Source organism: Gammaproteobacteria bacterium (assembly GCA_034522055.1).
Taxonomy (GTDB): domain Bacteria; phylum Pseudomonadota; class Gammaproteobacteria; order JAABTG01; family JAABTG01; genus JAABTG01.
Window position 1 is genome coordinate 1,434,659 of sequence record JAXHLS010000002.1, and the last position, 15,428, is coordinate 1,450,086.

Genomic DNA, 15,428 nt, shown 5'->3' on the forward strand with positions numbered 1-15,428 from the left:
GAGCGGCGAACTGTAAAGCGACTGCAGGCAGCGCGTGTACCCTACCGCCCACTGATTCGCAGACGAACCTCTTCCTCGTCGGCCCTATGGGGGCCGGTAAGTACCACCATCGGCCGGCAACTCGCCGCGGGAGCTCAAGCGCGCCTTCGTCGATAGCGACAAGGAGATCGAGGCGCGCACCGGCGTCGACATTCCTCTGATCTTCGAGCTCGAGGGCGAGGCGGGCTTCCGCCGTCGGGAGGCCGCCGTCATCGCCGAGGTCACCCAGCGTGAGGACATCGTCCTTGCTACCGGCGGCGGCGCCATCCTGCTGGCGGAGAACCGTGCCGCTCTCATGTCCCGGGGGGTGGTGGTCTACCTCGCCGCGCCCCTGGACCAGCTCTACGAGCGCACCCGGCGAGACCGCAATCGGCCGCTGTTGCAGACGGAGAACCCGCGCCAGGCCATAGAGGAACTCATGGCACAACGGGACCCTCTATACCGTTCCATCGCGGATTTGATCGTGGAAACCGATAGCCGTACAGTCCGCGCCATCGTCCGCCAGATCCGTAACAAATTGAAAGAGCTATGAAAACCCTGCAGGTAGCCTTGGGAGAACGGGCCTACCCCATCCATATCGGCGCCGGCCTGGTGGGAGATCCCCAGTGGATCCGGCCCCATCTCGCCGGCCATCAGGCCCTGGTGGTCACCAACGAGACCGTGGCGCCCCTCTATCTGGATTCGGGTGCTGGAGTCCCTGGCGGGCGTTCGCCACCACCACGTGGTCCTGCCTGATGGCGAGCGCTTCAAGACCCTGGACACCGTCAACCTGGTCTTCGACAAGCTCCTCGCCGAGCGCCATGATCGCCATACCACCCTGGTCGCCCTCGGCGGCGGCGTGGTGGGGGACATCACGGGTTTCGCCGCCGCCTGCTACCAGCGGGGCGTGGCCTTCATCCAGATCCCCACCACCCTGCTGGCCCAGGTGGATTCGTCCGTGGGCGGCAAGACCGGCGTCAATCATCCCCTGGGCAAGAACATGATCGGCGCCTTCCACCAACCGCGGGTGGTGGTGGCCGATACGGACACCCTGGACACCCTGGACGGGCGCCAGCTACGGGCCGGCCTGGCCGAAGTGATCAAATATGGCCTCATCGGGGACCGGGATTTCTTCGACTGGCTGGAGCAGCACATGGATGCCCTGCTGGAGCGGGACCCATCCCTGATGTCCGAGGCCATACGACGTTCCTGTGAGAACAAGGCCGAGGTGGTGGCGGCGGACGAACGGGAGGCGGGTCGGCGCGCCCTGCTCAACCTCGGCCACACCTTCGGCCACGCCATAGAGACCGGTATGGGCTACGGGGCCTGGCTCCATGGCGAGGCGGTGGCCGCCGGCATGATGCTGGCGGCGCGCATGTCCGTGCGCCTGGGCTGGCTGCCGGGGGCCGCGGCCGCGCGCACCGAGGCCCTGCTGCGCCGCGCCGGCCTGCCCACCACCGTGCCGGCGGCCCTGCCCGCCGCCCGCGCCCTGGACCTCATGGCGGTGGACAAGAAGGTGCAGGATGGTCAACTCAGGCTGGTGCTGCTGCGGGGCATCGGCGAGGCCGTGGTGACGGGTGAATTCTCGCCCCGGGACATCACCGCCACTTGGGAGGCCTCCAGTGATGGTGAGGCCGCGGCGATGGCGACCGCGGACGGCGACTGATGGATCAAACCCTCAACCTCGCGCCCTACGCGGCCCGCGACGACGAGAGCCGCGGCCGGACCTTCCCGGAGGAGGCACCGCGCTACCGCGGCGAGTTCCAGCGCGATCGCGACCGCATCGTCCATTCGGCCGCCTTTCGCCGGCTGGAATACAAGACCCAGGTGTTCGTCAACCACGAAGGCGACATGTTCCGCACCCGCCTCACCCATTCCGTGGAGGTGGCCCAGATCACCCGCACCGTGGCCCGCCTGCTGAACCTGCACGAGGATCTGTCGGAAGGCATCGCCCTGGCCCACGATCTCGGCCACACCCCCTTCGGGCACGCCGGCCAGGACGCCCTCAACCACTGCATGAAGGACTACGGCGGCTTCGAGCATAATCTCCAATCCCTGCGGGTGGTGGACTTGCTGGAGGAGAAGTACGCGCAGTTCACCGGCCTCAACCTCACCTTCGAGACCCGCGAGGGGATCCTCAAGCACTGCGCCCCCGCCAAGGCGCGAGCCCTCGGGCTGGTGGCGGCGCGCTTCGTGGACGGCGGCCAGCCTTCCCTGGAGGCTCAGGTGACCAACCTGGCGGACGAGATCGCCTACAACAATCACGACGTGGACGACGGCCTGCGGGCCGAATTCATCACCATCGAGCAGTTGCGGGAGGTGGCGCTGTTTCGCGAGCAGCACGACGAGGTCATGGGCCGCTGGCCCGGCCTCAGCATTCGGCGCACCATCCACGAGGTGATCCGGCGCATGATCAACCGCCAGGTGGTGGACCTGGTGGAGACCACCCGGGCGGCCATCGCCGCCGCCGGTCCCGCCACCATCGACGAGGTCCGTCAGGCGGGCGAGCCCCTGGTGCGCGCCAGCGACGCCCTGCGCGAGCAACATCTGGAACTCAAACGCTTCCTGCGGGAACACCTGTACCGCCACTACCGGGTGCACCGCATGACCATCAAGGCCGGCCACATCGTGCGCGGCCTGTTCCAGGCCTTCATGGACGACCCGCGGACCCTGCCCCCGGATTTCCAGGACAAGGTGCACCATTACGAAGACGACCAGGGCCGGGCCGGGCGCGCGCGGGGGTGGCGGACTACATCGCCGGCATGACCGACCGCTTCGCCATCAACGAGTACCAGCGCCTGTTCAACCCCACCGAACTCACCTGAAGCCGCCAGTGGATCCGTACATCCGGGGCCCCCGTACCGACCTCCAGGGTTCGCCGCAGCGGATCCCCCGGCGCGGCGCTACCGGCCGGCGGTCTGCCAGGGTGAGGCCTAGCATGCCCCATCGCGACCACTCACCGGCCCGTGGCACCAATCCCTTCCTGGCGCCGGGGGATGATGACTTCTTCTACGCCACGGCCCAGATCACCCAGCGCCTCAATCTGCTCCATCACCTCGGCCGCTACAGCGACCAGGTCATGGTGCTCACAGGCCCCGAGGGCAGCGGCAAGACCACTCTCACGGATCGGCTGCTGCGCGAGGGTCAGAATGCCTGGCGTGCCACCGTGGTCGAGGCCCACGTGGAGACCAGCGCCGAGCAGCTGCTGGCCCGCGCCCTCGCCGGCCTCGACGTCCATGGCTCGATCATCACGGAAAAGGACGGCCTGGATGCCCTCCAGACCCACCTGGCGGCGGCCGCCAGGGGCGGCCTCCCCACACTGCTGGTGGTGGACGACGCGCAGTTCCTGGCGGCGCCGGTGCTGAAACTGCTGCTGAGGCTGGCCCGTCATCCGGACTATCCGGGCCTGCGGCTGCTGCTGGTGGGGGATCCGGCCTTCGCCGACCGGGTGGCCGGCGCCCTCGGCGAGACCATCTTCCATCTGGTGGAACTGCCCCCGTTCGGACAGGAACAGTGCATGCACTACATCACCATGCGCCTCGATAGATCCGGAACCCCCGCCCACGACCTCTTCACCGCCGAACGGGTGGACCGGCTGTGGAAGGACAGCGGTGGCTACCCGGGTCCCCTCAACCGGCTGGCCGCGCGCATCATCGAGAAACCGGCGCGCCCTGCCACCCCGGCCGCCACCCGCGCCCCCCGGACCGCGCCCCCAACGCGGACCCGCACGATGGCACGCAGCGCCCGCGGCAACCGCCGCCTGCTGGCGGTCATCGGGGGCGCCGCCCTCCTGCTGACCCTGGCCATCACCGCCCTGTTGCCGAGGGCAGCGACGAACGGGATACGGGCCTCACCCGTCCCCTGCCGGCCCCCGCCGCGACCGAGAGGGCCGTCTCTGCCCCTGATCCGGAGACGACGCCCCAGGCAACCACGGCGCCAGCTACCCGGACCACCACCCCCGTGGATGAGGCCGCACCCGACCCACCGTCCCCCGGACCGTCCGCCGGCGCGGACGGGCAGACAGGGCCAGCCCCCGGCGCAGCCCCTGAAGTCCCGGCGCCAGAGACCCCCGCACAGACCGCGGATCCAACCGCCAGGGACTCCGAGGCGGAGCCGATAGCCAGAACCCAGCCGCCGCCACAAGAACCGGCCGCACCGCGGGAGCCGGTCGAGGAGCCCCCGGCGCCCACCGCCGAGACGCCGCCGGCGCCCCCACCGGCGGATAGCGAGGCCGCGCCGACCTCCGAAACGCCACCACCGCGCCCGCCTCGCCCACGGCCGGCGCCGCCGCCGTCGTGGCCCTTCAACCTCGCCGAGGACCGCTACGTATTGCAACTCATGGGCAGTCACGAGCGCGCGTCCGTGGCGCGCCTGATCACCCGGCACGAGCTGGAGGATCCGAGCGCCGTGGTGGATCTGGTGCACGAGGGGCGGCCCTGGTATGTGCTGATCCACGGGGCCTACGCCAGTCGCGATGAGGCGGTCGGTGCCATCCGCCGGCTGGCACCGGAACTGCGCGCCCTGCGCCCCTGGGCACGCTCCGTGGCCAGCCTGCGCGCCAACCTTTCCCCACACCCGCCGTGACGGCGGCCCCGGCGGGCAGGCGAAACCAAAGGTGTCAGGAACCTTTTCTGGCAGCAAAGGTTCCCAGAAAAGGTTCCTGACACCTTTTCCTAGGACCCGGTCCCACGGCAAATTTGTTCTCACCCTGCCGCTCGAGCCGAACCGAGTGAGTTGTCGGTCAGGCGCAGGTAGTCGAGGATCCTTCGAGAACTGGAGGCAAGTTGGCGCATCATTTGCGCGATCGACTGGCGGGGTTTCTGGAACGACTTCAAGATCCCCACCGCGAAGCGGCGCAGGCGCGTGACGTTCTCCGGGCCATAACCGGTGCGTATGCGGCTGCGATCCTCGTCGTAATTCCAGTCGATGATGTAGTGGGTGCTCTCGATGCGCCAGTGTTCGCGATTGATCGCGAGCAGGCGCTCGGGCGATGCCTGCTGTGGCGAACGGCTGGTGATGCCGAGGGCGATTTCGCAGCTGCGCTTTGCGGTTTTCTTGATGAGCACCTCGCGCTCGATCAGAAAGACCTGTCCGACATGGGGGAAATCGAGGTAGCCGTTCAGTGCCGTGCTCGCCCAGATCCGCCGCGTCTCGATCCGCCCATGCGCCAGGGTGGGTGGCTCGGCGAAGTCTGGCGCGCCGCGCCGCTCGAAGTGCAGCGCGATGTCGTTTGCGAGGGTGGGCTGATTGCCTTTGACCGTGAAGTGGTAGTGCGCTTGGCGCTCGACGATGTACGCGGCGAGTGCGCGTTGTGTCAGGAGCGCATCGGCGGTGATGTCGCGGCCCGCAATCTCGCATTGCGCGAGCAGCGGGGTCGCCATGCCGATTTCATTGGTCCGTTTGAGCGCGTCGCTTCCCGTTACCGGCAGCGAGCCGACTTTTTTTGGGTGTAGCAGTGTCCGGACTCATGGCCAACGACGCTCATGATATGCGTTTGTTCTCCGGCTTCATTGATGGCGTTCTTCATCGTCTTGCCATCGATGGCCAGCGCCTCCTCCTTGGCCGCCCAGGCCTGGTTCCAGGCATCGAGCGCCCATTCGAGCGCGCCCGGTTCGATGCGCACCAGACAGTCACGGATCACGTACTCGCTGGGCACCTCGTAATGGACCTTGCCGTTGACGCGGGTGCGGCGGCAGCCGAAGCGGGATCGTGCGCCCTGGCCAAGCCCTTTGGCCCAATCGGCCATGGCCTTGTAGCCGCGCATGCCACACAGGCTTGCGCCGGCCGCGAGCGCCAACACCACTGGCAGGCGATGACGGCGCCCGTGGGCACGGCGTGGATCGGGGATCGAGGCAAAACAGTGAGGCAGCGAGTACATTTGTTCGGCATTGAGTTGCATCTTGGGGACTCCAGCAAGGCCCAGGTGGGCACGATCGGGATGGTTCAGGCGAGCCGGGACATTGCGGCACAGCGGCCGCACGAATACCCGTTTGGGGGCACAGGCCTCGGTCGAGTAGCCCTCGCGCGTACGTCGGTAGCCGCGCGTCAGCCCGAGTTCAAGCCAGTTCGCGGCGCGGTAGACACCGCCATGGAAGCGGCGCGGATCGACAAATGTTTCGAGCAACAGCAGCGGATGCCCGAACTGGCACTGCCAATCGGCACCGATGCGCCGCTCCAGCAGCGACAGCACCTTCGAGCCCACATTCGGCCAGCGGCCTTCAGGCAGGATCAGAAAGCGGCTATTGTTAGCGACCAGCTTGAGCCGGTCGTACTGAAGCCGGAAGTCCCAGCCGATCCAGCGATCCCGCACGCCACATTTGAGCGCCGCCGCCGAGACGCTGAGCAACGCGACCCATTGCTCGCGCCAGGTTGCCACGTACCACAGCGTCTCGCCGATCTTGGGCAGATCGCCCAGGTAGCGGTGCCGGGCCATCTGCGCTTGATAGCGCGCCTGTTCGCTGCGCGTGACCGGGCGAAGGATCAGTTCGGACAGGCATTGGCCTTGGAAAATCGTTGATGAGTTCATGCGCCCGTTATACCGGGCTTTTTCGGTCTTGTCCAGCGGTAGAGGCTAAGTTATTAGCTTCACCCAAGAAACTTGGGAGGACAAATTCGCCCTGGACCCGGTCCGCCTCAACCTTGGCAGGACACCAATTACTCGGTATTCTGCGAGGTTCGGCGCTACGATGGCGCCGCTCCAATCCCCTGTGGGCCCGGGGTTAATGAGGAGCGGCCCCGTACCCACACTGCAAGTTCCAGACGAGGCGCCACCACGGGCCCGCGTTGATTTCCAAGACGTCATAATCGAGAGTCCGCCATGAGCTACGGGGCTTTGCCACCCAAGCAGGGTCTCTACGACCCCGCCAACGAGCACGACGCCTGCGGCGTCGGCTTTGTCGCCAATATCAAGGGGCGCAAGAGCCACGCCATCGTCAGACAGGGCCTGAAGATCCTCGAAAACCTCACCCATCGGGGGGCGGTCGGGGCGGATCCCCGCGCCGGCGACGGGGCGGGGATCCTGTTCCAGATCCCCGATGCCTTCCTGCGCGCCGAGTGCGCCTCCATCGGCATCGAGTTGCCCGGCCCCGAGCACTACGGCGTGGGCATGGTGTTCCTGCCCCGCCACGCCGGATGCCGGGACCATTGCACCCGCCTGCTGGAAGAGGCCATCGTCCGGGAAGGTCAGGGGCTCTTGGGTTGGCGCGACGTGCCGGTGGACAATGCCTGCCTGGGAGAGAGCGTGCTGCCCCTGGAGCCCGTGGTGCGCCAGGTGTTCGTGGCCCGCGGCGACGACACCGGCGATGGCGATGCCTTCGAGCGTAAGCTGTTCGTCATCCGCAAGCAGGTCGAGAACGCGGTGGCGGAGTCCGCCATGGAGGGCGCCGAACAGTTCTACGTCTGCTCCCTGTCCTGCCGCACCCTGGCCTACAAGGGTATGCTGCTGGCGGACCAGGTCGACAGCTACTACGCGGACCTCAACGATGAGCGCATGGAGACGGCCCTGGCGCTGGTGCACCAGCGCTTCTCCACCAATACCTTCCCCTCCTGGGACCTGGCACAGCCTTTCCGCATGATCGCCCACAACGGCGAGATCAACACCCTGCGCGGCAACATCAACTGGATGAACGCGCGCCGCCACTCCATGGCCTCCGAACTCCTCGGCGACGACCTCAAGAAGCTGTGGCCTCTCATTCGCGAGGGCCAGTCGGATTCCGCCAGCTTCGACGGCGCCCTCGAGCTGCTGGTGGCAGGGGGCTATTCCCTGTCCCACGCCATGATGATGCTGATCCCCGAGGCCTGGTCCGGCAACCCGCTGATGGATGACAAGCGCCGCGCCTTCTACGAGTACCACGCCGCCCTCATGGAACCCTGGGACGGACCCGCCGCCGTGGCCTTCACCGACGGCCGTCAGATCGGCGCCACCCTGGACCGCAACGGCCTGCGGCCCGCCCGCTACCTCATCACCGACGATGACATGGTGGTGATGGGCTCCGAGATGGGGGTGCTTGACGTCCCCGAGGAGCGCATCGTCAAGAAATGGCGTCTCCAGCCCGGGCGCATGTTCCTCATCGACGTGGAACAGGGCCGCATCATCGACGACGGCGAACTCAAGGCCGAGCTGGCCGGAATGCACCCCTACCAGCGCTGGCTGGATGCGAGCCAGATCCGGCTCACCTCCCTGCCCCCCGAGGTGGCCCCCATGGCCCCGGGCAGCCGCACCCTGCTGGACCGCCAGCAGGCCTTCGGCTTCACCCAGGAAGACCTCAGGTTCCTCATGACGCCCATGGCGGTGACGGGTCAGGAGGCGGTGGGCTCCATGGGCGCGGACAACCCGGTAGCGGTGCTGTCCTCCAAGGCCAAGCCCCTGTTCAACTACTTCAAGCAGAACTTCGCCCAGGTCACCAATCCGCCCATCGACCCCATCCGCGAAGAGCTGGTGATGTCCCTGGTGTCCCTCATCGGCCCGCGGCCCAACCTGCTCGGACTCGACGACACCGGCGGCGACCATCATCGACTGGAGGTGTCCCAGCCCATCCTCAGCAACGCCGACCTGGGGCGTATCCGCCACATCGAGGACTACACCGGCGGCGCTTTCCGCACCCACACCCTGGACATCTGCTGGCGGGCCGACGAAGGTGCCGAGGGCATGGCCCCGGCCCTGGAGCGGCTGTGCGCGGATGCCGAGGCCGCGGTGCGCGAGGGCTACAACATCCTCATCCTGTCGGACCGCGGTGTCAGCGCCGAACGCGTCCCCATCCCGGCCCTGCTGGCCACCTCCGCCGTGCATCACCACCTGGTGCGCACCGGCCTGCGCACCGAGTCGGGCCTGGTGGTGGAGACCGGCGCCGCCCGCGAGACCCACCACTTCGCCGTCCTGGCCGGCTACGGCGCCGAGGCCATCAACCCCTACCTGGCCTTCGACACTCTCCTCGCCGCCCGCCACGAGCTGCCCGAACCGTTGAGCGAGGAGGAGATCCAGAAACGCTACATCAAGGCCATCGGCAAGGGCCTGTTGAAGATCATGTCCAAGATGGGGATCTCCACCTACCAGTCCTACTGTGGCGCCCAGATCTTCGACGCCGTGGGGCTCGCCAGTGCATTCGTGGAGACGTATTTCGAGGGCACCGCCTCCATGATCGAGGGCATCGGCGTCACGGAAGTGGGCCGCGAAGCGGTGCGCTGGCACAGCGACGCCTTCGGTGACAACCCCATCTACGCCAACGCCCTGGACGTGGGCGGCGACTACGCCTACCGGTTGCGGGGCGAGGACCATGTGTGGACCCCCGAGACCATCGCCAGGCTGCAGCATGCGGTACGCGGCAACGTGGCCGAGGACTATCGGGCCTTCGCCAGGGCCATCAACGAGCAGACCGAGCGCCTGCTGACCCTGCGCGGCCTGTTCGAGATGAAATGGGCCCCCGAGCCCGTACCCCTGGACGAGGTGGAGCCGGCCAAGGAGATCGTGAAACGCTTCGCCACCGGCGCCATGTCCTTCGGCGCCATCTCCCACGAGGCCCATACCACCCTGGCGGTGGCCATGAACCGCATCGGCGGCAAGTCCAACACCGGTGAGGGCGGCGAGGAGCCGGAACGCTTCAAGCCCCTGCCCAACGGCGACTCCAAGCGCTCCGCCATCAAACAGGTGGCGTCGGGGCGCTTCGGCGTCACCACCGAGTACCTGGTGAACGCCGACGACATCCAGATCAAGATGGCCCAGGGCGCCAAGCCCGGCGAGGGCGGCCAGCTGCCGGGCCACAAGGTGGATGCCACCATCGCCCGGGTGCGCCATTCCACGCCGGGGGTGGGCCTCATCTCGCCGCCGCCCCATCATGACATCTACTCCATCGAGGACCTGGCCCAGCTCATCCACGACCTCAAGAACGTCAACCCCGCGGCCCGCATCAGCGTCAAGCTGGTGTCCGAGGTGGGTGTGGGCACGGTGGCGGCGGGGGTCTCCAAGGCCCACGCCGACCACGTCACCATCGCCGGCCACGACGGCGGCACCGGGGCCTCGCCCCTGACCTCCATCAAGCACGCCGGGAGCCCCTGGGAGATCGGCCTGGCCGAGACCCACCAGACCCTCGTGCTCAACCGCCTGCGCGGGCGCATCGCGGTGCAGGTGGACGGCGGCATGCGCACCGGCCGCGACGTCGTGGTGGGGGCCCTGCTGGGCGCCGACGAGTTCGGCTTCGCCACCGCCCCCCTCATTGCCGAGGGCTGCATCATGATGCGCAAATGCCACCTCAACACCTGCCCGGTGGGCGTCGCCACCCAGGACCCGGAGCTGCGCAAGCGCTTCACCGGCCAGCCCGAGCACGTGGTGAACTACTTCTTCTTCGTCGCCGAGGAGGTGCGCGAGCTGATGGCGCGCCTCGGCTTCCGGCGCTTCGACGACATGATCGGCCAGGCCGACCGCCTCGACATGCACCGCGCTCTCGCCCACTGGAAGGCCAGGGGCCTCGACTTCAGCCGTGTGCTCACCAAACCCGAGGCCGGCCCCGGCGTGGCCATCCACAACTGCGAGCGCCAGGACCATGGGCTGGAACGTGCCCTCGACAAGGCCCTCATCCGCGAGGCCCGAGCGGCCCTGGAGGAGGGCCAGCCGGTGCGCATCGACACCCCCATCCGCAACATCAACCGCACCTTCGGCGCCATGCTGTCCGGCGAGGTGGCCAAGCGCTACGGCCATCGCGGCCTGCCCGAGGACACCATCGTCATCACCGCCCGCGGTACCGCCGGCCAGAGCTTCGGCGCCTGGCTGGCCCACGGCATCAGCGTGGAACTCATCGGCGAGGCCAACGACTACGTCGGCAAGGGCCTGTCGGGTGGCCGCCTGGTGATCTACCCTCCCACCGAGAGCCCCATCGTCCCGGAGGAGAACATCATCGTCGGCAACACCGTGCTCTACGGCGCCATCTCCGGTGAGTGTTACTTCCGCGGCGTGGCGGGCGAACGCTTCGCGGTACGCAACTCCGGCGCCCGGGCGGTGGTGGAGGGGGTGGGCGACCACGGCTGTGAGTACATGACCGGCGGCGTGGTAGTGGTACTGGGCCGCACCGGCCGCAACTTCGCCGCCGGCATGTCCGGCGGCGTGGCCTACGTGCTGGACGAGGAGGGGGACTTCGAGCGCCACTGCAACTTGGCCATGGTGGAGCTGGAACCCGTCACCGAGGAGGACGAGGCCCTGGAGCATCTGGAACACCAGGGTGGCGACCTGGAGACCCATGGCCGGGTGGACATCAGCCACGACATGACCCGTTTCGACGCCCGGCGCCTCAAGGGCCTCATCGAGAAGCACATGCACTACACCGACAGCGCGCGGGCGCGGACCATCCTGGATAACTGGCAGACTTACCTGCCCAAATTCGTGAAAGTCATGCCCGTGGACTACCGGCGCGCCCTCGAGGCGATGAAGGCCTCCAAGGCGGCCACCCAGCCCGTCGGCGAGGGGGTCTGAACATGGGAAAGCCTACCGGATTCCTGGAGATCCCCCGCCACGACCGCGGTTACCTGGCCCCCGGCGACCGCATCCGTAACTGGAAGGAGTTCGTCATCCCCCTCGACGAGGGCGAACTCGCCCGCCAGGGCGCACGCTGCATGGATTGCGGCATCCCCTACTGCCACACGGGCTGTCCGGTGAACAACATCATCCCGGACTGGAACGACCTGGTGTATCGCGGGCGCTGGCGCGAAGCCCTGGAGGTGCTCCATTCCACCAACAACTTCCCCGAGTTCACCGGCCGTATCTGTCCCGCGCCCTGTCAGGAGTCCTGCACCCTGAACCTCACGGACGAGCCGGTGACCATCAAGACCATCGAGTGCGCCATCATCGACAAGGGCTGGGATCAGGGATGGATCGAGCCTGAGATCGCCGACACCGCGACCGGCAAACGGGTGGCCGTGGTGGGATCGGGGCCCGCTGGGCTTGCCTGCGCCCAGCAGCTGGCGCGCGCCGGCCACGAGGTGCAGCTCTACGAGAAGAACAACCGCATCGGCGGCCTCATGCGCTACGGCATCCCCGACTTCAAGATGGAAAAGTCCCACATCGACCGCCGCATGGCCCAGATGCGGGCCGAGGGCGTACATTTCCATCCCAACAGCCATGTCGGCGTGAACCTGCCGGTGGAGCAGCTGCTGGAGGGCTTCGATGCCGTGGTGCTGGCGGGTGGCGCCGAGCAGCCCCGGGACCTGCCGGTGCCGGGCCGGGAGCTGGCGGGGGTCCATTTCGCCATGGACTTCCTCACCCAGCAGAACCGCCGGGTGGTCGGCGACCCCGTGGACCCGGCAGAAGTCATCACCGCCAAGGGCAAGCACGTGGTAGTCATCGGCGGCGGCGATACCGGATCGGACTGCATCGGCACCTCCATCCGCCAGGAGGCGGCCTCGGTGGCCCAGATCGAGATCCTGCCGCGCCCCCCCGAGCACGAGGATAAGGCCATGACGTGGCCCGACTGGCCCACCAAGCTGCGCACCTCTTCCTCCCAGGAGGAGGGCTGTGCCCGCGACTGGGGCGTGGCCACCAAGGCCTTCCGGGGCGACGGCGGGCGGGTGCGCAAGCTGGATGCCGTGCGCGTGGAGTGGCTCAAGGACGACGCCGGGCGCTGGCAGATGAGCGAGGTGGAGGGCAGCGGCTTCGAGATCCAGGCCGACCTGGTGCTGCTGGCCATGGGCTTCGTGCACCCCGTGCACGAGGGCATGCTGGAGGCCCTCAACGTGGAGCAGGACCCCCGCGGTAACGTGCTGGCCGACACCGACCGCTACCGGACCAGCCTCGACAAGGTGTTCACCGCCGGCGACATGCGCCGCGGCCAGTCCCTGGTGGTATGGGCCATCCGCGAGGGCCGCCAGTGCGCCCGGGCCGTGGACGAATACCTCATGGGCAGCACCGAACTGCCGCGCTAGCGCTCCCCATTGCTGGTGGCCCCGGGCCGCCGTCGGGCGAACACCACCACCGCATAAAGTCATCCGCGGATGAAGAGGCCCTGGCGCCGCCGGCAGGACATCATCCGCCTTGTCCCCCACCCTGCCATCAGGTAAAAGGTGCGGATGACCAAACCAACCAACGACCGCTTCTTACGCGCCCTGCTACGGCAACCCGTGGACCGTACTCCCATCTGGCTGATGCGCCAGGCGGGACGTTATCTGCCGGAATACCGCGCCACCCGCAAGCAGGCGGGGAGCTTCCTGGACCTGTGCAAGAACGCCGATCTGGCCTGCGAGGTGACCCTGCAGCCCCTGGAACGCTACGACCTCGACGCCGCCATCCTGTTCTCGGATATCCTCACGGTGCCGGACGCCATGGGCTTGGGCCTCGGCTTCGCGGAGGGCGAGGGCCCCTACTTCCAGCACCCGGTGCGCACCGAGGCGGACGTGGCGCGCCTGCCGGTGCCGGACCCCGAGGATACCCTCGGCTATGTAATGAAGGCCGTGCGCACCATCCGCGGGGCCCTGGACAACCGAGTGCCCCTCATCGGCTTCTCCGGCAGCCCCTGGACCCTGGCCACCTACATGGTGGAGGGCGGCACCTCCAAGAACTTCCGCCACATCAAGGCCATGCTCTACGACCGCCCGGAACTCCTGCATCGCATGCTGGAGCGGGTCGCCGACGCGGTGCGGCTGTACCTCAACGCCCAGGTGGCGGCAGGTGCCCAGGCGGTGATGATCTTCGATACCTGGGGCGGGACCCTCACCACGCCGGCCTACCAGGAGTTCTCGCTGGGCTATATGCAGCGCATCGTCGACGGCCTGACCCGGGAGGCCGAGGGCGCGCGGGTGCCCGTCATCCTCTTCACCAAGGGCGGCGGCGGCTGGCTGGAGGCCATGGCCGCCACCGGTTGTGATGCCCTGGGGCTGGACTGGAGCACGGAACTCGGCGCGGCACGCCGCCGGGTGGGCGAGACGGTGGCCCTCCAGGGCAACCTGGATCCCAGCGTGCTCTACAGCTCCGCCGACAAGATCGAGGCCGAGGTGGCCCGCCTGCTGGCCAGCTACGGCCCCGGCCCCGGCCATGTCTTCAACCTCGGCCACGGCGTCCACCCGGAGATCGACCCCGACCACGTCGCCGCCCTGGTGGACGCGGTGCACCGCCTGAGTGTGCCTTATCATGCGGGCGGTGGTTGAAAAGCGTTAACTACGAAAAGCATTAACTACGAAAGACGCGAAAGGCGCGAAATGAATCCAAGGGCCCCCAGCCACCTCCCGGCGCCGGCGCCGGCGCGAAGGAATCAGCTTTCGCGGTCATCTTCATGGCTGGAAAGTCACCGGCTGCCGATCGCTATTCTCCCGTCCTGGCCGGTAAACCACCCAACTCAACATATACCCCATGATCGTTACACGCCTGTGCGGGCATACAGCCTGGCATCCGATCACCCGCCCCGTTGCGCCCCCCGGCGCACCCCTTTTCGCGCCTTTCGCGTATTTCGTAGTTTAAAAAAGCCGTCTCTTCTCTTAATTTCGTGGTTAAAAACAGCTCTTCCCCAAGGCCGGGCATGACGCCGCGCGAGTCGCTGCTGGTGGTGGCGAAGGGCTTCTGCATGGGCAGTGCCGATGTGGTGCCGGGGGTCAGCGGCGGCACCATGGCCTTCATCCTCGGCATCTACCAGCGCCTGCTGGAGGCCATCCGCTCCTTTGATCTGCGCCTGCTGGGCCTGCTGGGCCGGGGCCGGGTGCGGGCCGCCGTGGACCACACCGATCTGGTGTTCCTCGCCTTTCTCGGCCTCGGCATCGCCATGGCCGTGTTCTTCTTCACCCGGCTGGTGCCTCTGCCCACCCTGATCCATACCCACCCGGAACCCGTCTACGGGCTGTTCTTCGGCCTCGTGGTGGCATCCGTGGCAGTACTGCTTGCGGAACTGGAGGATCTCGGCCCGCGGGACCTGGTGCCTCTCGCCCTGGGCACCGCCCTCGGCCTGGGGGTGGCCAACATGGTGCCGGCCCAAACCCCGGAGACCGCCTGGTTCGTCTTCCTCTCCGGCGCCCTGGCCATCTGCGCCATGATCCTGCCGGGGATATCGGGTTCCTTCATCCTGCTCATGCTGCGCAAGTACGCCTACGTCTTCGACGCCCTGGGGCGTCTGGACATGGCCGTCATCATCCCCTTCGCCCTCGGCGCGGTGACGGGCCTGATGGTATTCAGCCGCCTGCTGGTGTGGCTGCTGCACCATTTCCACCGTGTCATGGTATTGGCCATCTGCGGCATCCTGGTGGGATCTCTGTGGGTGCTGTGGCCCTTCCAGGAGCGGGTCTACGAGACCGTGCGGGGCAAGGCGCGGCTGGTGAGTTCGAGCCCGATACTGCCCACGGACCTCGACAGGGGCCTGCTGTGGGCCGTCGCCCTGGGCTTGACCGGTTTCCTGGCGGTAATGGCCATCCACCGCCTGTCCCGGCGCCATGTTGCGCCCTGAGTTTTG

Annotated in this window: 8 protein-coding genes and 3 pseudogenes; 9 read left to right on the top strand and 2 right to left on the bottom strand. The window is 67.7% G+C overall.

The genetic code is table 11. From position 1 onward, the window contains the following. Positions 1 to 86 precede the first annotated feature (86 nt). The 5 genes and pseudogenes from aroK to U5S82_06960 all read left to right on the top strand — a co-directional run bounded on the left by aroK (position 87) and on the right by U5S82_06960 (position 4,602). Positions 87 to 571 (top strand): annotated as a pseudogene (gene aroK, locus U5S82_06940) (shikimate kinase AroK). Beyond that, positions 568 to 1,684 (top strand): annotated as a pseudogene (gene aroB / locus U5S82_06945) (3-dehydroquinate synthase). The pseudogenes aroK and aroB overlap by 4 nt, the downstream one beginning before the upstream one ends. Continuing rightward, positions 1,684 to 2,843: pseudogene (locus tag U5S82_06950) on the top strand (deoxyguanosinetriphosphate triphosphohydrolase). Before aroB ends, U5S82_06950 begins: the two co-directional pseudogenes overlap by 1 nt. A 113-nt stretch (positions 2,844 to 2,956) precedes the next feature. Continuing rightward, on the top strand, positions 2,957 to 4,138 hold the full coding sequence (locus U5S82_06955; GenBank protein ID MDZ7751390.1) for an AAA family ATPase: 1,182 nt from the start codon (positions 2,957 to 2,959) through the stop codon (positions 4,136 to 4,138). Then, entirely contained in the window at positions 4,135 to 4,602 is a 468-nt protein-coding gene (locus U5S82_06960) for an SPOR domain-containing protein (protein ID MDZ7751391.1), read from the top strand. The genes U5S82_06955 and U5S82_06960 overlap by 4 nt, the downstream gene beginning before the upstream one ends. A 119-nt stretch (positions 4,603 to 4,721) precedes the next feature. Here U5S82_06960 and U5S82_06965 read toward each other — a convergent pair whose 3' ends face one another. Next, positions 4,722 to 5,399: an ISAs1 family transposase gene (locus U5S82_06965; protein MDZ7751392.1), complete on the bottom strand. Its 678-nt coding sequence runs from the start codon at positions 5,397 to 5,399 to the stop codon at positions 4,722 to 4,724. Between the two features lie 38 nt (positions 5,400 to 5,437). Continuing rightward, the gene (locus U5S82_06970) at positions 5,438 to 6,544 is read right to left on the bottom strand and encodes a DUF4338 domain-containing protein (GenBank protein MDZ7751393.1); all 1,107 of its coding nucleotides are present in this window, start codon (positions 6,542 to 6,544) and stop codon (positions 5,438 to 5,440) included. Between the two features lie 291 nt (positions 6,545 to 6,835). Between U5S82_06970 and gltB the strand changes: the two genes are divergently transcribed. From gltB to U5S82_06990, 4 genes are all read left to right on the top strand, one after another. Continuing rightward, on the top strand, positions 6,836 to 11,476 hold the full coding sequence (gene gltB, locus U5S82_06975) for a glutamate synthase large subunit (protein ID MDZ7751394.1): 4,641 nt from the start codon (positions 6,836 to 6,838) through the stop codon (positions 11,474 to 11,476). A 2-nt stretch (positions 11,477 to 11,478) separates the two neighbouring features. Further along, positions 11,479 to 12,921: a glutamate synthase subunit beta gene (locus U5S82_06980; GenBank protein MDZ7751395.1), complete on the top strand. Its 1,443-nt coding sequence runs from the start codon at positions 11,479 to 11,481 to the stop codon at positions 12,919 to 12,921. Between the two features lie 144 nt (positions 12,922 to 13,065). Next, the gene (gene hemE, locus U5S82_06985) at positions 13,066 to 14,139 is read left to right on the top strand and encodes a uroporphyrinogen decarboxylase (protein ID MDZ7751396.1); all 1,074 of its coding nucleotides are present in this window, start codon (positions 13,066 to 13,068) and stop codon (positions 14,137 to 14,139) included. A 368-nt stretch (positions 14,140 to 14,507) separates the two neighbouring features. Continuing rightward, positions 14,508 to 15,422, top strand: a complete 915-nt coding sequence (locus tag U5S82_06990; GenBank protein MDZ7751397.1) for a DUF368 domain-containing protein — start codon at positions 14,508 to 14,510, stop codon at positions 15,420 to 15,422. Positions 15,423 to 15,428: the final 6 nt, after the last annotated feature.

Excerpts from the sequence above, each read along its gene's own strand:
- U5S82_06965 (MDZ7751392.1), bottom strand. The coding sequence starts at position 5,399 with ATGGCGACCCCGCTGCTCGCGCAATGCGAGATTGCGGGCCGCGACATC.
- U5S82_06980 (MDZ7751395.1), top strand. The coding sequence starts at position 11,479 with ATGGGAAAGCCTACCGGATTCCTGGAGATCCCCCGCCACGACCGCGGT.
- U5S82_06990 (MDZ7751397.1), top strand. The coding sequence starts at position 14,508 with ATGACGCCGCGCGAGTCGCTGCTGGTGGTGGCGAAGGGCTTCTGCATG.
- U5S82_06955 (MDZ7751390.1), top strand. The coding sequence starts at position 2,957 with ATGCCCCATCGCGACCACTCACCGGCCCGTGGCACCAATCCCTTCCTG.
- gltB (MDZ7751394.1), top strand. The coding sequence starts at position 6,836 with ATGAGCTACGGGGCTTTGCCACCCAAGCAGGGTCTCTACGACCCCGCC.
- U5S82_06970 (MDZ7751393.1), bottom strand. The coding sequence starts at position 6,544 with ATGAACTCATCAACGATTTTCCAAGGCCAATGCCTGTCCGAACTGATC.
- hemE (MDZ7751396.1), top strand. The coding sequence starts at position 13,066 with ATGACCAAACCAACCAACGACCGCTTCTTACGCGCCCTGCTACGGCAA.